Source organism: Klebsiella sp. RHBSTW-00215 (genome assembly GCF_014103785.1).
GTDB lineage: Bacteria > Pseudomonadota > Gammaproteobacteria > Enterobacterales > Enterobacteriaceae > Klebsiella.
In genome coordinates, this window is sequence record NZ_JABXQS010000001.1 from 5,883,420 (window position 1) to 5,902,756 (window position 19,337).

Consider the following 19,337-nt stretch of genomic DNA (forward strand, 5'->3'; position numbering starts at 1 on the left):
ACTAAGAGTATTTGTCGATTACATCAAGTGCAAGTGCGTCTGGGGCTTTCACTACATAAAGATGAACTAAATCGTGCTTTTTGCTGTTTTTTCGAACATTTCCTAACTGGTTATTGTCTGCTAACCCGATAAAATATCCCGGCATTCAGTCTGGATGTCAAAAAAGGAGCATTGCCTGACTATGGTTTCATCATCCGCAACGACCCCGCGTAGTGGCGTCTATTATTTTTCGCAGGGCTGGAAACTGATCGGGCTACCGGGGATCCGTCGATACGTATTCCTCCCTTTACTCGTCAACATCATTTTGATGGGTGGAGCCTTCTGGTGGTTATTCACTCGCCTGGGTAGCTGGCTCCCCTCGCTGATGAGTCATGTACCGGAATGGCTGCAGTGGCTTAACTATTTGCTGTGGCCGATAGTGGTTATCTCCATTCTGCTGGTCTTCGGCTACTTCTTCTCGACGATTGCCAACTGGATTGCCGCTCCTTTTAGCGGGCTACTGGCTGAGCAGCTTGAAGCGCGCCTCACCGGCGCAACGCCTCCTGATGTCGGGGTTTTCGGCATAATGAAAGATGTGCCGCGCATTATGAAGCGTGAATGGCAGAAGTTTGCCTGGTATCTCCCGCGGGCAATCGTGCTTTTGATTCTCTATTTCATCCCCGGCATCGGCCAGACCGTTGCTCCCGTGCTGTGGTTCCTGTTCAGTGCCTGGATGCTGGCAATTCAGTACTGCGATTACCCTTTTGATAACCATAAAGTGCCGTTTAAAACCATGCGTGAGGCGCTGCGTACCCGCAAAGTAACCAATATGCAATTTGGTGCCCTGACCAGCCTGTTTACCATGATTCCGGTGCTGAATCTGGTCATTCTGCCAGTGGCCATTTGCGGTGCAACGGCGATGTGGGTCGATTGCTATCGCGACAAACACGCCATGTGGAAGTAATCCCCTCCTCTCTTCTTGCGGAGCGGCTTATGCCGCTCCTTATTACTTCTGGCTTGCCATTATTTCTCTTGCGAATATAGATATGCTAAATCCTTACTTCCGCATATTCTTTAAGCGGGTATGCTGAAGCCGTACTCCCAAATTTCATACAGTTAAGGACGGGCCATGAGTAAGATTTTTGAAGACAACTCCCTGACTATCGGTCATACACCGCTAGTACGACTGAACCGAATCGGTAACGGGCGCATCCTGGCAAAGGTAGAATCGCGTAACCCGAGCTTTAGCGTGAAATGCCGTATCGGTGCCAATATGATTTGGGATGCCGAAAAACGCGGTGTACTAAAACCAGGCGTTGAGTTGGTAGAACCGACCAGCGGTAACACCGGTATTGCACTTGCCTACGTCGCAGCGGCACGTGGCTATAAGCTGACGCTGACAATGCCAGAAACTATGAGTATTGAGCGCCGCAAACTGCTAAAAGCGTTAGGTGCTAATCTGGTATTAACCGAAGGTGCGAAAGGCATGAAGGGTGCAATCCAGAAAGCCGAAGAAATCGTCGCGGGCAACCCAGAGAAATTCTTACTGCTCCAGCAGTTCAGCAACCCGGCCAACCCGGAAATTCATGAAAAAACCACCGGCCCAGAAATCTGGGAAGATACTGACGGTCAGGTTGATGTCTTCATCTCCGGAGTCGGTACCGGCGGTACGCTGACCGGCGTAAGTCGTTACATCAAAGGCACCAAAGGTAAAAAAGATCTGATTACCGTCGCGGTTGAACCCACCGACTCCCCGGTTATCGCCCAGGCGCTGGCAGGTGAGGAGCTAAAACCCGGCCCGCACAAAATTCAAGGCATTGGCGCAGGCTTTATTCCTGGCAACCTGGATTTGAAGCTGGTTGATAAAGTCGTTGCTATCACCAACGAAGAAGCCATTTCAACCGCACGTCGCCTGATGGAAGAGGAAGGTATTCTGGCCGGTATCTCTTCCGGTGCAGCCGTTGCTGCTGCGCTGAAGCTTCAGGAAGATGAAGCCTTTACCAATAAGAATATTGTGGTTATCCTACCCTCTTCAGGTGAACGCTATTTAAGCACTGCTTTGTTTGCCGATCTCTTCACAGAGAAAGAACTGCAACAGTAGTGCCAGCCTGTTAATATCGTGTAAAAAAGCACCTTTTCAGGTGCTTTTTTGTGGCACAGTTCAAATTTTTACCCCTCCTGGCATTGATTCACTTCGTTGGGTCTGGTATTTAACCAGCACATTTATTTTGATGCGCGAAATTATTCGGATTTGGATTTCCATAAGCTGAATCGATTTTATGATTTGGTTCAAGTCTTCCTTTCGCGGCATAATGTTTAATGACGTGGTAGACGTCAACGGCCTGAAGGTTCACGCGGCGATTCACTGCTGCTGGTGCCGGAGCCGGACACGTAATGCCGGCGCTAACGATACAGGCTAAAGTTTGGCCGTTAGGCTAAACTTTAGGTCCACAACACTAAACCTATAAGTTGGGGAAATATAATGTTCCAGCAAGAAGTTACTATTACCGCTCCGAACGGTCTGCACACCCGCCCTGCTGCTCAGTTTGTTAAAGAAGCGAAAGGCTTCACTTCTGAGATCACTGTTACCTCCAACGGCAAAAGCGCCAGCGCCAAAAGCCTGTTCAAACTGCAAACTCTGGGTCTGACTCAGGGTACCGTTGTGACTCTTTCTGCCGAAGGCGAAGATGAGCAAAAAGCAGTTGAGCATCTGGTTAAACTGATGGCTGAACTCGAGTAAGTTCACGGGTTCTTTTTAATATCAGTCACAAGTAAGGTAGGGTTATGATTTCAGGCATTTTAGCATCCCCGGGTATCGCTTTTGGCAAGGCACTCCTGCTGAAAGAAGATGAAGTAGTCATCGACCGGAAGAAAATTTCTGCCGATAAGGTTGATCAGGAAGTTGAACGTTTTCTGAGCGGCCGCACCAAGGCCTCCGCCCAGCTGGAGGTCATCAAAACCAAAGCTGGTGAAACTTTCGGTGAAGAAAAAGAAGCCATCTTCGAAGGGCACATCATGCTGCTGGAAGATGAGGAGCTTGAGCAGGAAATCATAGCCCTGATTAAAGATAAGCACATGACTGCCGACGCGGCAGCCAATGAAGTTATCGAAGGTCAGGCTATTGCACTGGAAGAGCTGGATGATGAATACCTGAAAGAGCGTGCGGCTGACGTACGCGATATCGGTAAACGTCTACTGCGCAACATCCTCGGCCTGGCCATCATTGATCTGGGCGCGATTCAGGATGAAGTTATCCTGGTTGCTGCTGACCTCACCCCGTCTGAAACGGCACAGTTGAACCTGGACAAAGTACTGGGCTTTATTACTGATGCTGGTGGTCGTACTTCCCACACCTCTATCATGGCGCGTTCCCTTGAACTGCCTGCCATCGTGGGCACCGGTAACGTTACCGCACAGGTGAAAAACGGCGATTATCTGGTCCTCGACGCGGTGAATAACCAGGTTCTGGTTAACCCAACAAACGAACAAATCGAAGAACTGCGTAATCTGCAGGCTCAGGTTGCTGAAGAGAAAGCGGAACTGGCTAAACTGAAAGACCTGCCGGCAATTACGCTGGACGGCCATCAGGTTGAAGTCTGCGCTAACATCGGCACCGTCCGTGACGTCGAAGGCGCTGAGCGCAACGGCGCGGAAGGCGTAGGTTTGTATCGTACTGAATTCCTGTTCATGGACCGCGACTCGCTGCCGACTGAAGAAGAACAGTTTGCAGCTTACAAAGCGGTTGCCGAAGCGTGCGGCTCTCAGGCCGTTATCGTTCGTACCATGGATATCGGCGGCGACAAAGAGCTGCCGTACATGAACTTCCCGAAAGAAGAGAACCCGTTCCTCGGCTGGCGTGCTATCCGTATCGCAATGGATCGTAAAGAGATCCTGCGTGACCAGGTACGCGCCATCCTGCGTGCTTCGGCTTTCGGTAAACTGCGCATTATGTTCCCGATGATCATCTCTGTTGAAGAAGTTCGCGCGCTGCGCAAAGAGATCGAGATCTACAAACAGGAACTGCGTGACGAAGGCAAAGCTTTTGATGAAGCCATTGAAATTGGCGTAATGGTAGAAACCCCTGCCGCCGCGACAATCGCTCGTCACTTAGCCAAAGAAGTTGATTTCTTTAGTATCGGTACCAATGATTTAACGCAGTATACTCTGGCAGTTGACCGTGGTAATGATATGATTTCACATCTTTACCAGCCAATGTCACCGTCCGTCCTGACGCTGATTAAGCAAGTTATTGATGCTTCTCATGCTGAAGGTAAATGGACTGGCATGTGTGGTGAGCTTGCGGGCGATGAACGTGCTACACTTCTGTTGCTGGGTATGGGGCTGGACGAATTCTCTATGAGCGCCATTTCCATCCCGCGCATCAAGAAGATTATTCGTAACACGAACTTCGAAGATGCGAAAGTATTAGCAGAGCAGGCTCTTGCTCAACCGACAACGGACGAGTTAATGACGCTGGTTAACAAGTTCATTGAAGAAAAAACAATCTGCTAATCCACGAGATGCGCGGCCCAAATTACTGCTTAGGAGAAGATCATGGGTTTGTTCGATAAATTGAAATCTCTGGTTTCTGATGACAAAAAAGACACCGGAACTATTGAGATTGTTGCCCCGCTCTCTGGCGAGATCGTCAACATCGAAGACGTGCCGGATGTCGTTTTTGCGGAGAAAATTGTGGGTGATGGCATTGCCATCAAACCTACTGGCAACAAAATGGTTGCGCCGGTAGATGGTACCATCGGTAAAATTTTTGAAACCAATCATGCGTTCTCTATCGAATCTGATAGCGGCATTGAGCTGTTCGTTCACTTCGGTATTGATACCGTTGAACTGAAAGGCGAAGGTTTCAAACGTATCGCTGAAGAAGGCCAACGTGTGAAAGTCGGCGACCCGGTTATCGAATTCGATCTGCCGCTGCTGGAAGAAAAAGCCAAGTCTACCCTGACTCCGGTTGTTATCTCCAACATGGACGAGATCAAAGAGCTGATCAAACTGTCCGGTAGCGTAACCGTGGGTGAAACCCCGGTTATCCGCATCAAGAAGTAATTCTTGCCGCAGAAGAATGGCGCCTCTAAGGGCGCCATTTTTTTATATCGTCGCTTTAAGCGGTCGATAGCATTTCTCCCGCGACAACACCTTCATGCCCTCCGGGGAGCTTTCCAGAATCCGCTTCTCGCTGTCAGAGACCAGCAAATCACACTGATATCCGCCAATCGCCCCAAACAGCGAGCTGACTTCGCAGGCATCTTCCAGCGCCTCACTACCTGAGGTATCAAAATGCCCAACAACTCTTCCCAGCTGACGAACCACTAAACGGTAGCTCTTCATACTCCCTCCTCTGGCGGTGGAAGAATTAACTCATCACAACCCTGCTCATCAGTCCAGGTCATCACCGTCAGTACCCGCTGCGCAGCGGCACGCGCGGCATCGCTCAACGGCATCCCGCAAACTAAACCGCTAACCAGCTCGGCGCAAAAAAGGTCTCCCGTGCCCTTCAGGTCCGTTTCAACACGCGGGTGTTCCACCATCTCAACTGACTCTGCGCTAACCACCAACACGTTGATCGAGGCGTTATCTATTCCCGGCGCGCTGGTAATCACTACCCATTTCAGCGAATCAGATAACAGGCTGCGTGCAGCGATAATCGCCTCCTGCTGATTGTGGCAAGGCAGGCCGCTTAGCGTCTCCAGCTCAAACAGGTTAGGCGTGATAACCTGCGCCAGGGGCAGCAGATGGATGCGATATGCTTCGGGAATCTCCGCCTTGACGTAGATGCCGCTATCCACATCGCCAATGACCGGGTCGACCAGAATGCAAAGATCTGGATGATGCTCGCGGATGCGGCACAACCATTGCGCTAGCCGTTCAATCTGCACCGCGCTGCCCATATAGCCAGTGGTGACCGCACGCAGTTCACGCAGAGCATCACGCTCTTCCAGCGCCTTTAAATACCCGACAAACCACTCTTCCGGAATAACGCCGCCATAGTACGTATCATAATGCGGGGTATTGCTGAACAGCACCGTCGGCACCGCCATCACCCGCAGGCCGTGCTGCTTTATCGCCGGTATCGCAATGCTATTTCCGACGCTGCCGTAGACCACTTGCGATTGCACGGCCACAATATCGACCTGTAGCGCCCGGCTTTTATCGTTGAAGAGCACCGATTGTATTTCGTCTTGCTGGCCCATCCTTTCTCCTCCCGCTGGACAGCGGGTCATACTCTGATTATCATTCGTCCTATGCTAAAATTCATTTTGTCATAGGTCAATAATGTTTGTCGGAAAAACCGCTAGTGAGATCTTCGATAACGTCCGTCATCTGGTACAAAGCGGCGTATTAAAACCAGGCGATGTTCTGCCGCCGGTTCGCGAGCTGGCTACCAATCTCTCGGTTAACCGCAACACCGTCGCTTCAGCCTATAAGCGGTTAGTCACCTCCGGATTAGCCATCAGCCAGGGGCGTAATGGTACGGTCATCAAGACACACAATACTCTCCCCGAGCTTGAAGGGGGCGATCCCTCTTCGCCGTTGAAAGATATTTCCAGCGGCAATCCTGACCCTAATCGTCTGGCCGACATTAAACGCTACTTCAGCGCTATCGCAGTCACCCCACGTCTCTACGGCGATGCGGCAGTTGAACCGCAGCTTGCCGCCTGGGCCCGCACCTGGGTGAATAAAGACTTGGGCATAGACGCCGAGATTAACCTGGCCAGCGGCGCTATCGATGCGCTTGAGCGTCTGCTCTGCGCCCTGCTGTTGCCCGGCGATAGCGTAGCTATCGAAGACCCCTGCTTTCTCAGCAGTATCAACATGCTGCGCTATGCCGGTTTTAACCCTTCGCCAGTGCCGGTGGATAGTGAAGGGATGCAGCCCGCAGCGCTTGAAGAAGCGCTACGCAACGGCGCGCGGGCGGTCATTATTACCCCCCGCGCGCACAACCCCACAGGCTGTAGCCTCAGCGAAACACGCGCCCGGGCGATACGTGAAATACTTGCCCGCTACCCGCAGGTGCTGGTGATTGCCGATGACCATTTTGCGCTGCTGTCTGCGACGCCCTGGTACTCCCCGCTTCCCGCGGAAACTCAGCGCTGGGCGCTGGTGCGCTCGCTGTCGAAAACCCTGGGGCCGGACATGCGCCTGGCCATTGTCGCCAGCGATCCAGACACATCGGCGGCGCTGCGTCTGCGCCTGAACTCCGGCAGCCAATGGGTCAGCCATCTGCTGCAGGATCTGGTGCTGGCCTGCCTGAATGATAGCGCCTTTATGGCATCTTTAACGCAGAGCCAACGCCACTATCGCCAACAACATGAAAAACTGGTCACCGCGCTCTCTTTGCGTGGACTCACCCATTTTACGCCTGGAGACGGTCTTAACTTTTGGCTTCCCCTGGAGAAACCCAGCCAGCCGATTGCCCTACGTCTGGCGCACGCGGGTTGGCTGGTTCGCGAAGGAGAAACGTTCGGTGTTGGCACACCGTCGCACGGACTCCGCCTTTCGCTCGCCACGCTGAACGATGATGAAATCAATAAACTCGCTGATGATTTATGCCAGGTATTACAACAACATTGACAGGAGTTAACGCTATGCAGATCCACTTTATTGTCCATGAAGTCTTTGAAGCGCCGGGAGCGTATCTGCATTGGGCGCAGGCGCGCGGCTACGCTACCAGTTGGTCACGCGTTTACGCAGGCGATGCGCTGCCAGAAAATGCGGATGACTTTGATATGCTGGTTGTGCTGGGCGGCCCGCAATCGCCGCGCACGACGCTATCTGAATGCCCTTATTTTGATACCCACGCCGAGCAGCGCTTAATCGCCCAGGCGATTGCTGCCGGACGAACGGTCATTGGCATTTGCCTCGGCTCGCAACTGATTGGCGAAGCGCTGGGCGCGCCGGTGATGCAAAGCCCGGAAAAAGAGGTTGGTCATTATCCGATAACGCTAACCACTGCGGGCCTGCAGGATAGCAAACTCTCCCACTTTGGCCCTTCACTGGTGGTTGGCCATTGGCATAACGACATGCCGGGACTGACCCCGGAAGCGGAAGTGATGGCCTCCAGCGAAGGCTGCCCGCGGCAGATAGTGAAATATCGCGACCGGGTATATGGTTTCCAATGCCATATGGAATTTGATGCTGATGTCATTGAGCTGCTGATTGCTCATTCGCAGCCAGAGCTCAGCGCCGCCAGAGGCAGACGTTTCATCCGCAGCGAACAAGAAATGCGCGGCTGGGACTACCGTGAGATGAATCAGAAACTGTGGACGTTTCTCGACAAACTGACGATGAATTAACCAAAAGCGATCGTTTTTCTTAAAGCTAAATCCCCTCACTGCGGAAAGAGTAAACTTTATCGCGAACAAACCACTATGGAAGGGACTCAAGATGAAGAACATTCTCTGCGCGGTGATAGCATTATTTCTTACACTTCCCGCCTTTGCCAAACTCAACGCTTATCAAGAAGCGCGCATTAACGCGATGCTCGACGCCCTGGGGCAAAAAAAAGATCTGATCTTCGTGCGCAATGGCGATGCCCATACCTGCGAGGAAGCAGTATCACATCTGCGGTTAAAACTTGGTAATACCCGTAACCGCATCGATACCGCCGAGCAATTTATTGATAAGGTAGCATCATCGTCGTCTATTACCGGTAAGCCCTATATCGTCAGGATCCCTGGAAAAAGCGACGAAAACGCGCAGCCGTACCTGCACACCCTGATCGCTGAGACGGATAAAACGGTCACGGCGGAAAATCAATAGCTCACAAAAAGGGCCGTCAGAGATGCACAATCCCAACCCGCAGTTAAAAGCCGCCATTGAAGCCTGCGATCGCGCCATCTCGCAGGAGGATTACGCCAGCCTGATGGAGTATTACGCTGAAGACGCCGCGCTGGTGGTTAAGCCAGGAATGGTAGTCAGGGGCAAAGAGAATATCCGCAAAGCGTTTATCGCCATCGCCGATTATTTTCAGCACCGGTTGGTGGTGACTCAGGGGAAGATGGAGATTATTGAAGGCGGCGGCAATGCGCTGGTGATTATGGAAACCCGGCTGGATATCCCGACTGCGGAAGGCGGCACGACACAAGTCACGCGGCGCGCAACCTATGTCTTTCGCCAGCAGGGTGAGCGCTGGCTATGTACCGTAGATAACTCCTACGGTACCGACCTGCTTGACGTTCCCGAGGTTTAAATCCCCGCGCCCTGGGCGAAGTGCTCTTCGCCAAAGACCCCGGTAGAGAGGTAGCGATCGCCGCGATCGCAGACGATCGCCACCACTACCGAGCCAGGGTTTTCACGGGCGATACGTAATGCGCCCGCCACCGCGCCGCCGGAACTGACGCCGCAGAAAATACCTTCCCGCACCGCCAGCATTCGCATGATGTTTTCCGCATCCTGCTGATGAATATCCAGAACTTCATCCACCAGCTGTGCGTTAAAAATGCCCGGCATATATTCGGCTGGCCAGCGACGAATCCCCGGAATACTGCTCCCCTCTTCTGGCTGCAGCCCAACAATGCTCACCGCTTTATCTTGCTCGCGCAGAAAGCGTGAGACGCCGGTAATGGTCCCGGTCGTGCCCATACTGGAGACAAAATGGGTGATTCGTCCATCAGTCTGCTGCCAGATCTCTGGCCCGGTGGTGGTGTAGTGCGCATAAGGGTTATCCGGATTATTGAACTGATCCAAAAGCTTACCTTCGCCGCGTTGGGCCATCTCCAGCGCCAAATCGCGCGCACCTTCCATCCCCTGCTCTTTGGTGACCAGAATCAGCTCGGCACCGTAGGCGCGCATAGCGGCACGACGCTCCTGACTCATGTTATCCGGCATCAGCAGCTTCATCTGATAGCCTTTGAGCGCAGCAATCATTGCCAGCGCGATGCCGGTATTGCCGCTGGTCGCTTCAATCAGCACATCGCCGGGCTTAATCTCGCCGCGCTTTTCGGCTTCAACAATCATCGACAGCGCCGCGCGATCTTTCACCGACCCCGCAGGGTTGTTCCCTTCCAGCTTGACCCAGATTTCGCTACCGTTGTCAGGCGCAAGGCGTTGTAATTTCACCAGAGGCGTATTGCCAATTGTTTGTTCTAATGTATTCACGGTTTTTGCCCAATAAAAAGGCCGGGTGAGAGTTTACCCGGCCTGCAAACGTCCCCGGATGAAGACGCATTGCGTCTAACCCGGGCTACCAAATCCTGCCGTTGCGAAAACGGCGATAAACTTGCGGATTAAGCTATCAGGCCGATTCAGCCAGAGCAAGCTCCCCGCGCGGCTCGATACGTTCGTTGCCGTTGTACAGGCGTGCATTTTGTAAGCCGACAAACAGGCGCTCACCGCGATACGGCGCGTCTTCTCCCTGCAGTACCACGGTCAACGGTTCGTCATACCACCCAAGGGGCTGAACAACTAATTGGGTGTAGTGGCCTTTGGGGCTGGCTTCAAGTACCTGTACCGGCAGCGGCGAATCAAGGCTGGTGCGACGGCTGATATCCACTTCCCACGGACGCAGGAACAGATCGACCGGCCCCTGATATGCCGGGGTATAGCCCAACGGCCAGCGATGTGCGCCGACGTGGAACTGACCGCCGCGAATGGTGCCTTTCAGGCGGTTAACTTCGCCCATAAACTCCAGCACAAAGCGGGTGGCAGGCTCACGCCACACCAGGTCAGGCGCATCGGCCTGTTCGATATTGCCCTGGCTCATCACTACCACGCGATCCGCCACTTCAGTGGCTTCTTCCTGATCGTGCGTTACAAATACGCTGGTGAATTTCAGCTCTTCATGCAGCTGACGCAGCCAGCGCCGCAGTTCTTTACGCACCTGAGCATCCAGCGCGCCGAAAGGTTCATCCAGCAGCAAGATTTGCGGTTCAACCGCCAGCGCACGAGCCAAAGCCACGCGCTGCTTTTGCCCGCCGGAGAGCTGGGCCGGATAGCGATCGGCCAGATGCGCCAGCTGCACCATTTCCAGCAGTTTGGTCACTTTTGCTTTAATACCGGCCGCATTTGGCCGTTCGCGCCTAGGCAGCACCGTCAGGCCAAAAGCAATGTTGTCGAACACCGTCATATGGCGAAACAGCGCGTAATGCTGGAACACGAATCCAACTTTGCGATCGCGCGCATGCACGCGGCTCACGTCGGTGCCGTGAAAACGGATATGCCCGCTGGACTGATTCTCCAGCCCGGCAATAATACGCAGCAGCGTAGTTTTCCCGGAACCGGACGGCCCCAGCAGCGCAACCATCTGTCCGGAGGGGATATCCAGTGAGATATCATTCAGCACCTGGGTGCGACCAAAAGACTTCTTAATATTGGCAATCTCAATGCTCATGATTTCCCTCCAGTTGCGCGCGTTTTTCCTGATTGGCCAAACGCCATTGCACCATACTCTTCAAAAACAAGGTCAAAATAGCCATTAACGTCAGCAGGGCGGCGGCGGTAAACGAACCGACGGTGTTGTAATCCTGCTCCAGTAATTCAATTTGCAGCGGCAGCGATAAAGTTTCGCCGCGAATCGAGCCGGAAACTACCGACACGGCGCCGAATTCACCGATGGCGCGGGCGTTGGTCAGCACCACGCCGTAGAGCAGCGCCCAGCGGATGTTTGGCAAGGTAACGCGACGGAACATCTGCCAGCCCGAAGCGCCGAGCAAAATCGCCGCCTCATCTTCATGGCTACCCTGGCTCATCATCACCGGCACCAGCTCGCGAACCACAAACGGGCAGGTCACAAAGATGGTCGCCAGCACCATACCCGGCCAGGCGAACATAATCTGCAGGTTGTGCTCATCGAGCCAACCGCCCAGCGGGCCGTTAGAACCGTAAAACAGCAAATAAACCAGCCCCGCCACCACCGGCGAGACGGCAAACGGAATATCCAGCAGCGTCAGCAGCAGTTGGCGACCCGGAAAAGTAAAGCGCGTCACCAGCCAGGCAAGCAGCACACCGAACACCAGGTTTACCGGCACGGTAATCAAAGCAATCATCACCGTCAGCCAGATAGCATGCAGCATGTCCGGATCGGCAAGGTTTTGCAGCACCGGCATCAGGCCTTTGCTAAACGCCTGCACGAAGATATAGACCATCGGCACAATCAGAATGAAGGCGGAAACCAGCATCCCGGTACCAATCAGAAACCATTTTCCCCAGTTAATACGGGGCGCGTCATAACGCTTCAATTGAGCAACGATCGCCATTAATGACCTACCACACGTCGACCAAAGCGACTTTGCAGGGTGTTAATTGAGAACAGTAGCAGTAACGATGCCGCGAGGATCACCGAAGCAATCGCGCTGGCGGCAGGGTAATCAAACTCCTGCAAACGAACGAAAATCATCAGCGAGGTCACTTCCGTTTTCCACGCGATGTTACCGGCGATAAAAATCACCGCACCGAACTCGCCGAGGCTACGGGTAAACGACAACGCAATCCCAGCCAGCAGCGCCGGAGACAGCTCCGGCAACACCACTTTGCGAAAGCTCTGCAGACGCGTCGCGCCCAGCGTTTCCGCCGCTTCTTCATACTCCGGACCCAACTCTTCGAGCACCGGCTGCACCGTACGCACCACAAACGGGATGCTGGTAAAGGCCATCGCTACTGCGATACCCAGCCAGGTATAAGTCACTTTGATATCAAACTTCGCCAGCCACTCGCCGTAAAAACCGTTAATCGAGAATAGCGACGCCAGCGTCAGACCCGCTACTGCCGTCGGCAGGGCAAACGGCAGATCCATCAACGCATCCAGCAGCGTACGGCCCGGAAAACGGTAGCGCGTAAGGATCCACGCCATCAGGAGACCAAATACGCCGTTGAAAATCGACGCTACGAAGGCCGACAGCAGGGTGACTTTATAGGCCGCCACCACCTGGGGATTAGTGACCACATCCCAGTACTGAGCCCAGGTCATCTCAGAGAGCTGCATCACCAGCGCGCTCAACGGCAGCAGCAGAATCAAGCAAACAAACAGCAGGCTGGTGCCGAGGCTCAGGGTAAAGCCCGGCAGCACGCGCTTTGATGCAACAGCAAACATTACTTACGCCCCGCCGCCAGCAGTTTGTCCAGCTCACCGCCGCTGACAAAGTGGGTTTTCATCACTTCCGGCCATGATCCAAACTGGTCCTCTACACGGAACAGTTCAGTTTGCGGGAATTTATCTTTCAATCCATCCATCACTTTCGGGTTGTTCACGCGATAGTAATAGTCGGTAATAATTGTCTGCGCTTGTGGGCTGTAGAGCCAGGTCAGGTAGGCCTTCGCCGCCTTTTCCGTACCATTGGCTTTGACGTTTTTATCCACCCAGGCCACCGGGAATTCAGCCAGGATATTGGTTTTAGGAATAACCACCTCGAATCCCTGATCTTCGTACTGTTTGCGGATGTTATTCACTTCCGATTCAAAACTAATCAGTACATCGCCCAACCCGCGTTCCGCAAAGGTGGTAGTAGCACCGCGACCACCGGTATCAAACACTTCAACGTTCTTCAGAAATTGGGTCATAAACTGCTCGGTTTTGGCTTTATCGCCACCGTCAGCTTTGTCCGCGGCGCCCCACGCGGCTAAATAGGTATAACGCGCGTTGCCTGAGGTTTTCGGGTTCGGGAAAATCAGTTTCACATCGGAGCGCACCAGGTCATTCCAGTCGTGAATATTTTTCGGATTACCTTTGCGCACCAGGAATCCCATGGTGGAGTAAAACGGCGAGCTGTTATTCGGCAAACGGCTTTGCCAGTCGGCCGGAATCAGCTTGCCTTTGTCGTGCAGGATCTGCACGTCGGTCACCTGGTTATAGGTCACCACGTCGGCCTTCAGGCCTTGCAGAATCGCCAGCGCCTGTTTTGATGACCCGGCATGAGATTGTTTAATCGTCAGCTTATCGCCAGCGTTATCTTTCGCCCACTGCTGTTCAAACGGCGGGTTAAGGGCGGCAAACAGCTCGCGGGAAACATCGTAGGAACTGTTCAGCAGTTCCGTCGCCTGCGCCTGCGCAACCAACAGCACAGAAGCTGCCAGCGCCAGATATCCTTTTTTCAGTGATTTAACGGCCATTGCGCACCCTTATCAATTTGATGACTTTCTGGTGATCATCATATTTATAACGGTGATGAAAGGAGTAACGGTTTTATATACCGTTTGGCGATTTGGAAGTCGAAAAGAGAATAAGGACATAGGAAAGCATTTCTGAATTCGGCTTCCAGAATCGAAGTGTCATTATGACAAACGGTGGGTAAGCGGGCACTGTGCTGACATGAAAAATGCACAGATATTAGCTCGGCAGCTCAGACGTAGCTTAACGCCCGCGGAACGTCGACTGTGGTATTTACTCCGCGACCGTCGCTTTGCTCGCTACAAGTTTCACCGCCAGCATCCCGTTGGCCCCTATATTCTCGATTTTGCCTGCTGCGCAGTACGGCTGGCGATTGAGCTGGATGGCGGGCAACACGATGAGAGGAGCGTTTACGATGCCCGTCGCACCAGATGGCTGCAGAGTCAGGGATGGCGAGTTTTACGCTTCTGGAATAATGAGTTTGAACATCATGAGGGGGCGGTGATGGAGAGGATACTTGAAGCGCTTGAGTCGCGGATACCCTCACCCCGGCCCTCTCCCTGAGGGAGAGGGAGAAAGGCAGTCGACGCTCGATCTCACCAACAACGCCGATCGTTCCGTCTGCCGCGCCGAGGAGAAACTGTACTCACCCACAACGCCGATCGATCCCCTCTCCCCTGTGGGGAGAGGGTTAGGGTGAGGGGAAAAGTTTACAGCGCCTGCAACCTCTCCAGCGACGGCGCGAAGTAGTACCCGCCGGTCACCGGTTTAGTAAAGCGCAGCATCGCATCGCGCTTACCATCGGTATCGCCGAACATACTCAGCAACTGCTGCTCAATGTTGTACAGGCGCGCGCAGTAGGCACAGAAGTAGAGACCATGAACGCCGCTGGCGGTGCCGTACGGCAGGCTCTGGCGCACAATCTTCAGGCCTTTACCATCTTCCTTCAGATCAACGCGGCTCAGGTGGGAGGTTTCCGGACGATCGTCGCCGTCAATCTCTTCGTTGGCTTCTTTGGTACGACCAATCATCATTTCCTGGTCTGGAACGCTCATGCGGTTAAGCTGTTTGAGGTTATGTTCCCAGCGCTGAACGAAAACGTAGCTGCCGCCTGCATCAACGCCATCTTTGATAACGGCGACTTCACGGCGCGTCTCTTCACCCGCTGGGTTTTCGGTGCCATCAACAAAGCCGCTCAGGTCGCGCTCTTCAATCCAGCGGAAGCCGTGAATCTCTTCTTTAACGTCAATGATGTTACCAAACGCAGCCATTGCCGCCTGGGCAACAGAGAAGTTCACCTCATGCCGCGCGGATAAAATGTGGATCAGCACATCATACTGAGTTGACGGCGCCAGACCTTTACCATAGACCGGGAAGTCTTTTAACTCTTCCGCGCCCACGCCGCCGCTCAGCTGACGCCAGACGTTATGGCCAAAAGCAACCACAGCCCCCAGTTTAGCATCCGGATATTTCGCCTCAAAAGTAGCTAACTTATCGGCAAAAACCTTGCTGGCTTCACGCAGTGCATCAACGTCGCCTTTAACATTCGCTTCAATCCAAATCGCCGCACGGCAATGTTCCGGCAAAATGCCGCTCTGAACCTGAGACATCGCTCCTCCTGAAATTATACAGCCACAACGCTGTGGCCTTTTTAAGGCGCTATTGTACTCGCTTTTTCAGAACGTCGAGTCACTTCAGATCAAATTAGCGACGCCAGATAATCTCGCTCACCGGCCAGTTCTTCAGCGTATCGTCAGAAGGCATCAGCTCTTCAGGCCCGCTCCAGTTACCAGTGAATACATAGCTGATGTGCTGGCTGCCTTTGGCTTTACATTCCACAACCGTGCCGTTGTCATGATGGCCTTTCTGACAGTTGCCGAAAGCTTTACTGTAGATGTCGCTAAACGGTGTGCCTATTTTCACGCCGCTGGCGGCTTCGATATTGCTATCGCGCACGTTGATACGGCTGATGGTGCCGCTCTCACCGTTGATGGTCAGCGCGACCTTGTCATCTTTTAATGCTTCGAAATAGCGCACGATGTTGCCATTGGCGGTTTTCATACCGCTGCGCAGGCGATAGCTGCTGCCAAGCGCATCGCTAATGGCCTGCTCGCTCATCGGCGTCGCGGCGGTCAGGTTGCCCACGCCCTGCTCGGTAACCTCCGTTGAGGAACCAAACCAGTTCCACGGATAGGCCGCTGACCAGTTGACCGCGCTCATTGTTGAGCAACCGGTTAAGACCAGCGGTAATGCGCAGAGAAGTAAACGTCGCGATTTCATGACTCAGTCCTTTCTTATTAATTCAACGCATGTTGGAGTACGCGATCGGCAAAAAGTGCCCTTAAAGCTGTTCGTCACGAAAACAGGCTTTCAGCCGACGGCTGCTTAATAGCCACCAGAGCGCGTAAAGATCCGCCGCCAACAGGGCGATGGTCACCGCCGAAGGTGATTCACCGCTCAGCCACAGTAACGGCTGCCAGACCAGCAGCAATATTTGCGAGAAGACCAGCAGCCAGCGCATCAGCGGCCAAAGCCGAGGAAATTTTTGACGGTGTCCGCTGACGACAAACGCCAGCACTGCCGGAATACCGGGCAGCAACCCCAGCCAAAAATTATCATGATTCGGATAAAACAGATTCAGCAGCGCATCGCCTTGTTGACGCGACGCGCCTGCCATCAGAAACAACACCCACGTCCGCGCCTGCAACAGCAGCACGCACCAAAATAGGAACGGCAAACGCAGGCGACCATGGCTATCAAAATCGGAGGGGATAAATTCAGTATTCTTCATCTTCAATTAAGCGTTTACCGAGGCACAGCACGTCCGAATGCTCATAGCCGAGCCGCTCGTACATCCCCTGAACCACGTCGTTATCTTCACGTATCATAATGTTGATTTTTGGACAGCCGCGGGCAATCAGCTTTTTCTCCAGCCGGTTAAGCAACGCATTCGCAATGCCGCGACCACGATATTCAGGGTGCACGCCAAGGTAATAAGCCGACCCGCGATGGCCGTCATAACCACCCATTACCGTGCCGACGACTTCGCCATTAACCTCGGCAACCAGGAACAAGCTGGCATCGTGGTTCAGCTTACGTTCAATATCCATTTCCGGATCGTTCCATGGCCGCAGGAGATCGCAACGCTCCCACAGGGTAATCACCTCTTCGAAATCTTGTTGGCGAAAAACGCGTATCTCCATGGTATTCCCCACCATTAACGGTTAAAAACAGTGATTATGGCGCGATTGCGCGCGATAGCCAATATCAGGCGCAATGAGCCGCAAAAAATGGCATAATATGACTTTGTCATGTATTGAAATGAAAAGTAAAACAATTCTTATTTTGAATGGTCGTATCAGAAAACACGATACGATATAACATTGGTTACCACTTGTTTGCAATTCAGGCCGAATGAGCACTTTTAAACCCTTAAAAATACTTTCTTCGCGCCGCCAGGTGCTGAAAGCCGGGCTGGCAGCAATCACCCTTTCAGGGATCGCCTCACAGGCCAGCGCGAAAGAACAACCGTTAAAAACATCTAACGGTCACAGCAAACCCGCCGCGAAGAAAAAAGGCGCTAAACGCGTCGTCATGCTCGACCCGGGCCATGGCGGCATTGATACCGGTGCAATTGGCCATAACGGCTCAAAAGAGAAACACGTTGTCCTGGCGATCGCTAAAAACGTGCGCAGCATTCTGCGCAACAACGGCATCGATGCGCGACTGACGCGCAGCGGCGATACCTTTATTCCGCTATACGACCGCGTAGAGATAGCCCATCAGCACGGTGCCGACCTCTTCATGTCGATTCACGCCGACGGTTTCACCAATCCGAGCGCAGCCGGGGCCTCCGTGTTCGCCCTTTCCAACCGCGGCGCCAGTAGCGCCATGGCAAAATATCTCTCCGATCGTGAAAACCGTGCGGATGAAGTCGCTGGCAAGAAAGCGACGGATAAAGACCACCTATTGCAGCAAGTGCTCTTCGACCTGGTGCAAACTGATACCATCAAAAACAGCCTGACGCTCGGCTCGCATATCCTGAAAAAGATAAAGCCGGTGCATAAGCTGCATAGTCGCAATACTGAACAGGCGGCGTTCGTGGTGCTAAAGTCGCCGTCGATTCCGTCAGTGCTGGTGGAAACCTCGTTTATCACCAATCCGAACGAAGAAAAACTGCTGGGCACTACCGCGTTCCGGCAGAAAATCGCCACGGCGATTGCTAACGGCATTATTAGTTATTTCCACTGGTTCGATAACCAGAAAGCCCATTCGACGAGACGTTAATGAAACCCGACGCACAGCAGGTAAAAGCATTCCTTCTTCAGTTGCAGGACACTATCTGCCAAAAGCTGAGCGCCGTTGACGGCAGCGATTTCGTTGAAGATAGCTGGCAGCGGGAAGCCGGCGGCGGCGGGCGCAGCCGGGTGCTGCGCGACGGCGGTATCTTTGAGCAGGCAGGCGTGAACTTCTCGCATGTACACGGCGATGCGATGCCGGCTTCTGCTACCGCTCATCGCCCTGAGCTGGCGGGCCGCAGCTTCGAAGCCATGGGCGTGTCGCTGGTGGTGCATCCGCGCAGTCCGTACATTCCCACCAGCCATGCCAACGTGCGTTTCTTTATTGCGCAAAAACCGGGCGCGGAGCCAGTGTGGTGGTTCGGCGGCGGCTTCGATTTAACCCCCTATTACGGTTTTGAAGAAGATGCCGTTCACTGGCATCGTACCGCCCGTGATTTATGCCATCCCTTCGGCGAAGAGGTTTATCCGCGCTACAAAAAATGGTGTGACGATTATTTCTTCCTCAAACATCGTAATGAGCAGCGCGGCATCGGCGGACTGTTTTTCGATGATTTAAATTCCCCGAATTTCGACCATTGTTTCGACTTTATGCAGGCGGTTGGCAACGGCTATACCGACGCATATTTGCCGATTGTCGAGCGACGCAAAGAGATGCTCTGGGGCGAGCGCGAGCGCGATTTTCAACTCTACCGTCGCGGGCGCTACGTGGAGTTCAATCTGGTGTGGGATCGCGGAACCCTGTTCGGCCTGCAAACCGGCGGACGCACCGAATCCATCCTGATGTCGATGCCTCCGCTGGTCCGCTGGGAATATGATTATCAGCCGGAAGCGGGCAGCCCGGAGGCGGCGCTCAGCGAACTTATTCAGGTAAGAGATTGGGTTTAATTTACCGAGCTGTTTATTAAAACCCTCCGTCCCCGAAAAAATAGCCAAGTGGAAAAGTTGACGATATTTATCGTGACCACTTACACGGAAAAAAATCGGATAACAGCCTGCTG

General features: G+C 53.4%; 23 protein-coding genes. 12 read left to right on the forward strand and 11 right to left on the reverse strand.

From position 1 onward, the window contains the following. Nucleotides 1-181 precede the first annotated feature (181 nt). The 5 genes from cysZ (at nucleotide 182) to crr (ending at nucleotide 5,043) form a co-directional block, all read left to right on the forward strand. Nucleotides 182-943 carry a sulfate transporter CysZ gene (gene cysZ / locus HV127_RS27980; protein ID WP_112212915.1) on the forward strand — a complete coding sequence of 254 codons (762 nt, stop codon included), beginning with the start codon at nucleotides 182-184 and terminating at the stop codon, nucleotides 941-943. A 165-nt stretch (nucleotides 944-1,108) separates the two neighbouring features. Continuing rightward, nucleotides 1,109-2,080: a cysteine synthase A gene (gene cysK, locus HV127_RS27985; protein ID WP_181485398.1), complete on the forward strand. Its 972-nt coding sequence runs from the start codon at nucleotides 1,109-1,111 to the stop codon at nucleotides 2,078-2,080. 381 nt (nucleotides 2,081-2,461) lie between these two features. Then, nucleotides 2,462-2,719 (forward strand): phosphocarrier protein Hpr, encoded by a 258-nt coding sequence (ptsH, locus tag HV127_RS27990; RefSeq protein WP_002913505.1) that lies wholly within the window; start codon nucleotides 2,462-2,464, stop codon nucleotides 2,717-2,719. 44 nt (nucleotides 2,720-2,763) lie between these two features. After that, nucleotides 2,764-4,491, forward strand: a complete 1,728-nt coding sequence (ptsI, locus tag HV127_RS27995; protein WP_182240225.1) for a phosphoenolpyruvate-protein phosphotransferase PtsI — start codon at nucleotides 2,764-2,766, stop codon at nucleotides 4,489-4,491. A gap of 42 nt (nucleotides 4,492-4,533) precedes the next feature. After that, nucleotides 4,534-5,043 carry a PTS glucose transporter subunit IIA gene (gene crr, locus HV127_RS28000; protein WP_000522253.1) on the forward strand — a complete coding sequence of 170 codons (510 nt, stop codon included), beginning with the start codon at nucleotides 4,534-4,536 and terminating at the stop codon, nucleotides 5,041-5,043. A gap of 42 nt (nucleotides 5,044-5,085) precedes the next feature. On the opposite strand, the gene HV127_RS28005 is transcribed toward crr, so the two are convergent. Together HV127_RS28005 and pdxK are read right to left on the reverse strand one after the other, a co-directional pair. Beyond that, a complete protein-coding gene (locus tag HV127_RS28005) occupies nucleotides 5,086-5,325 on the reverse strand; it encodes a cytoplasmic protein (RefSeq protein ID WP_182207497.1) in 240 nt (79 codons plus the stop codon). Next, nucleotides 5,322-6,188 (reverse strand): pyridoxine/pyridoxal/pyridoxamine kinase, encoded by an 867-nt coding sequence (pdxK, locus tag HV127_RS28010; protein ID WP_182240227.1) that lies wholly within the window; start codon nucleotides 6,186-6,188, stop codon nucleotides 5,322-5,324. Before pdxK ends, HV127_RS28005 begins: the two co-directional genes overlap by 4 nt. 82 nt (nucleotides 6,189-6,270) lie before the next feature. On the opposite strand from pdxK, the gene ptsJ reads away from it, so the two are divergent. The 4 genes from ptsJ (at nucleotide 6,271) to HV127_RS28030 (ending at nucleotide 9,187) form a co-directional block, all read left to right on the forward strand. Further along, nucleotides 6,271-7,569 (forward strand): transcriptional regulator PtsJ, encoded by a 1,299-nt coding sequence (ptsJ, locus tag HV127_RS28015; protein ID WP_182240229.1) that lies wholly within the window; start codon nucleotides 6,271-6,273, stop codon nucleotides 7,567-7,569. A gap of 14 nt (nucleotides 7,570-7,583) precedes the next feature. After that, nucleotides 7,584-8,291: a type 1 glutamine amidotransferase gene (locus HV127_RS28020; protein ID WP_182240231.1), complete on the forward strand. Its 708-nt coding sequence runs from the start codon at nucleotides 7,584-7,586 to the stop codon at nucleotides 8,289-8,291. A 91-nt stretch (nucleotides 8,292-8,382) separates the two neighbouring features. Further along, nucleotides 8,383-8,757 (forward strand): YfeK family protein, encoded by a 375-nt coding sequence (locus tag HV127_RS28025; RefSeq protein ID WP_182240233.1) that lies wholly within the window; start codon nucleotides 8,383-8,385, stop codon nucleotides 8,755-8,757. Nucleotides 8,758-8,779: 22 nt separating this feature from the next. Next, nucleotides 8,780-9,187, forward strand: a complete 408-nt coding sequence (locus tag HV127_RS28030; RefSeq protein ID WP_182240235.1) for a nuclear transport factor 2 family protein — start codon at nucleotides 8,780-8,782, stop codon at nucleotides 9,185-9,187. On the opposite strand, the gene cysM is transcribed toward HV127_RS28030, so the two are convergent. The 5 genes from cysM to cysP all read right to left on the reverse strand — a co-directional run bounded on the left by cysM (nucleotide 9,184) and on the right by cysP (nucleotide 14,040). Beyond that, nucleotides 9,184-10,095 carry a cysteine synthase CysM gene (gene cysM / locus HV127_RS28035; protein ID WP_110272192.1) on the reverse strand — a complete coding sequence of 304 codons (912 nt, stop codon included), beginning with the start codon at nucleotides 10,093-10,095 and terminating at the stop codon, nucleotides 9,184-9,186. The two genes, HV127_RS28030 and cysM, sit on opposite strands and share 4 nt — an antisense overlap. A 136-nt stretch (nucleotides 10,096-10,231) precedes the next feature. Further along, on the reverse strand, nucleotides 10,232-11,326 hold the full coding sequence (gene cysA, locus HV127_RS28040) for a sulfate/thiosulfate ABC transporter ATP-binding protein CysA (RefSeq protein ID WP_181485391.1): 1,095 nt from the start codon (nucleotides 11,324-11,326) through the stop codon (nucleotides 10,232-10,234). Then, nucleotides 11,316-12,191, reverse strand: coding sequence for a sulfate/thiosulfate ABC transporter permease CysW (gene cysW / locus HV127_RS28045; RefSeq protein ID WP_110272190.1), 876 nt, complete (start codon nucleotides 12,189-12,191; stop codon nucleotides 11,316-11,318). Before cysW ends, cysA begins: the two co-directional genes overlap by 11 nt. After that, nucleotides 12,191-13,024, reverse strand: coding sequence for a sulfate/thiosulfate ABC transporter permease CysT (cysT, locus tag HV127_RS28050; RefSeq protein ID WP_182240237.1), 834 nt, complete (start codon nucleotides 13,022-13,024; stop codon nucleotides 12,191-12,193). The genes cysW and cysT overlap by 1 nt, the downstream gene beginning before the upstream one ends. Further along, nucleotides 13,024-14,040, reverse strand: coding sequence for a thiosulfate/sulfate ABC transporter substrate-binding protein CysP (cysP, locus tag HV127_RS28055; RefSeq protein ID WP_181485390.1), 1,017 nt, complete (start codon nucleotides 14,038-14,040; stop codon nucleotides 13,024-13,026). The genes cysT and cysP overlap by 1 nt, the downstream gene beginning before the upstream one ends. Nucleotides 14,041-14,239: 199 nt before the next feature. On the opposite strand from cysP, the gene HV127_RS28060 reads away from it, so the two are divergent. Next, a complete protein-coding gene (locus HV127_RS28060; protein WP_182240239.1) occupies nucleotides 14,240-14,602 on the forward strand; it encodes an endonuclease domain-containing protein in 363 nt (120 codons plus the stop codon). Between the two features lie 146 nt (nucleotides 14,603-14,748). Here HV127_RS28060 and HV127_RS28065 read toward each other — a convergent pair whose 3' ends face one another. From HV127_RS28065 to HV127_RS28080, 4 genes are all read right to left on the reverse strand, one after another. Continuing rightward, the gene (locus tag HV127_RS28065; protein WP_182240241.1) at nucleotides 14,749-15,648 is read right to left on the reverse strand and encodes a Dyp-type peroxidase; all 900 of its coding nucleotides are present in this window, start codon (nucleotides 15,646-15,648) and stop codon (nucleotides 14,749-14,751) included. A gap of 94 nt (nucleotides 15,649-15,742) precedes the next feature. Beyond that, on the reverse strand, nucleotides 15,743-16,318 hold the full coding sequence (locus tag HV127_RS28070; RefSeq protein WP_182240243.1) for an RpoE-regulated lipoprotein: 576 nt from the start codon (nucleotides 16,316-16,318) through the stop codon (nucleotides 15,743-15,745). Nucleotides 16,319-16,379: 61 nt separating this feature from the next. Beyond that, entirely contained in the window at nucleotides 16,380-16,829 is a 450-nt protein-coding gene (locus HV127_RS28075; RefSeq protein WP_182240245.1) for a DUF2919 domain-containing protein, read from the reverse strand. Further along, complete coding sequence (locus HV127_RS28080; RefSeq protein WP_004104360.1) at nucleotides 16,816-17,241, reverse strand: GNAT family acetyltransferase; 426 nt, start codon at nucleotides 17,239-17,241, stop codon at nucleotides 16,816-16,818. The genes HV127_RS28075 and HV127_RS28080 overlap by 14 nt, the downstream gene beginning before the upstream one ends. 211 nt (nucleotides 17,242-17,452) lie before the next feature. Here HV127_RS28080 and amiA point away from each other — a divergent pair, with 211 nt between their 5' ends. Further along, nucleotides 17,453-18,325 carry an N-acetylmuramoyl-L-alanine amidase AmiA gene (gene amiA, locus HV127_RS28085; RefSeq protein WP_182240247.1) on the forward strand — a complete coding sequence of 291 codons (873 nt, stop codon included), beginning with the start codon at nucleotides 17,453-17,455 and terminating at the stop codon, nucleotides 18,323-18,325. Beyond that, the gene (hemF, locus tag HV127_RS28090) at nucleotides 18,325-19,224 is read left to right on the forward strand and encodes an oxygen-dependent coproporphyrinogen oxidase (RefSeq protein WP_182240249.1); all 900 of its coding nucleotides are present in this window, start codon (nucleotides 18,325-18,327) and stop codon (nucleotides 19,222-19,224) included. Before amiA ends, hemF begins: the two co-directional genes overlap by 1 nt. Nucleotides 19,225-19,337 lie beyond the last annotated feature (113 nt).

What these genes read in the sequence shown, in the direction of transcription:
- hemF (WP_182240249.1), top strand. Translation starts at nt 18,325, where the DNA reads ATGAAACCCGACGCACAGCAGGTAAAAGCATTCCTTCTTCAGTTGCAG.
- cysP (WP_181485390.1), bottom strand. Translation starts at nt 14,040, where the DNA reads ATGGCCGTTAAATCACTGAAAAAAGGATATCTGGCGCTGGCAGCTTCT.
- HV127_RS28070 (WP_182240243.1), bottom strand. Translation starts at nt 16,318, where the DNA reads ATGAAATCGCGACGTTTACTTCTCTGCGCATTACCGCTGGTCTTAACC.
- cysA (WP_181485391.1), bottom strand. Translation starts at nt 11,326, where the DNA reads ATGAGCATTGAGATTGCCAATATTAAGAAGTCTTTTGGTCGCACCCAG.
- HV127_RS28065 (WP_182240241.1), bottom strand. Translation starts at nt 15,648, where the DNA reads ATGTCTCAGGTTCAGAGCGGCATTTTGCCGGAACATTGCCGTGCGGCG.
- HV127_RS28060 (WP_182240239.1), top strand. Translation starts at nt 14,240, where the DNA reads ATGAAAAATGCACAGATATTAGCTCGGCAGCTCAGACGTAGCTTAACG.
- cysT (WP_182240237.1), bottom strand. Translation starts at nt 13,024, where the DNA reads ATGTTTGCTGTTGCATCAAAGCGCGTGCTGCCGGGCTTTACCCTGAGC.
- cysW (WP_110272190.1), bottom strand. Translation starts at nt 12,191, where the DNA reads ATGGCGATCGTTGCTCAATTGAAGCGTTATGACGCGCCCCGTATTAAC.
- HV127_RS28030 (WP_182240235.1), top strand. Translation starts at nt 8,780, where the DNA reads ATGCACAATCCCAACCCGCAGTTAAAAGCCGCCATTGAAGCCTGCGAT.
- HV127_RS28025 (WP_182240233.1), top strand. Translation starts at nt 8,383, where the DNA reads ATGAAGAACATTCTCTGCGCGGTGATAGCATTATTTCTTACACTTCCC.
- HV127_RS28020 (WP_182240231.1), top strand. Translation starts at nt 7,584, where the DNA reads ATGCAGATCCACTTTATTGTCCATGAAGTCTTTGAAGCGCCGGGAGCG.
- crr (WP_000522253.1), top strand. Translation starts at nt 4,534, where the DNA reads ATGGGTTTGTTCGATAAATTGAAATCTCTGGTTTCTGATGACAAAAAA.
- HV127_RS28075 (WP_182240245.1), bottom strand. Translation starts at nt 16,829, where the DNA reads ATGAAGAATACTGAATTTATCCCCTCCGATTTTGATAGCCATGGTCGC.
- cysZ (WP_112212915.1), top strand. Translation starts at nt 182, where the DNA reads ATGGTTTCATCATCCGCAACGACCCCGCGTAGTGGCGTCTATTATTTT.
- pdxK (WP_182240227.1), bottom strand. Translation starts at nt 6,188, where the DNA reads ATGGGCCAGCAAGACGAAATACAATCGGTGCTCTTCAACGATAAAAGC.
- ptsH (WP_002913505.1), top strand. Translation starts at nt 2,462, where the DNA reads ATGTTCCAGCAAGAAGTTACTATTACCGCTCCGAACGGTCTGCACACC.
- amiA (WP_182240247.1), top strand. Translation starts at nt 17,453, where the DNA reads ATGAGCACTTTTAAACCCTTAAAAATACTTTCTTCGCGCCGCCAGGTG.
- ptsI (WP_182240225.1), top strand. Translation starts at nt 2,764, where the DNA reads ATGATTTCAGGCATTTTAGCATCCCCGGGTATCGCTTTTGGCAAGGCA.
- ptsJ (WP_182240229.1), top strand. Translation starts at nt 6,271, where the DNA reads ATGTTTGTCGGAAAAACCGCTAGTGAGATCTTCGATAACGTCCGTCAT.
- cysK (WP_181485398.1), top strand. Translation starts at nt 1,109, where the DNA reads ATGAGTAAGATTTTTGAAGACAACTCCCTGACTATCGGTCATACACCG.
- HV127_RS28080 (WP_004104360.1), bottom strand. Translation starts at nt 17,241, where the DNA reads ATGGAGATACGCGTTTTTCGCCAACAAGATTTCGAAGAGGTGATTACC.
- HV127_RS28005 (WP_182207497.1), bottom strand. Translation starts at nt 5,325, where the DNA reads ATGAAGAGCTACCGTTTAGTGGTTCGTCAGCTGGGAAGAGTTGTTGGG.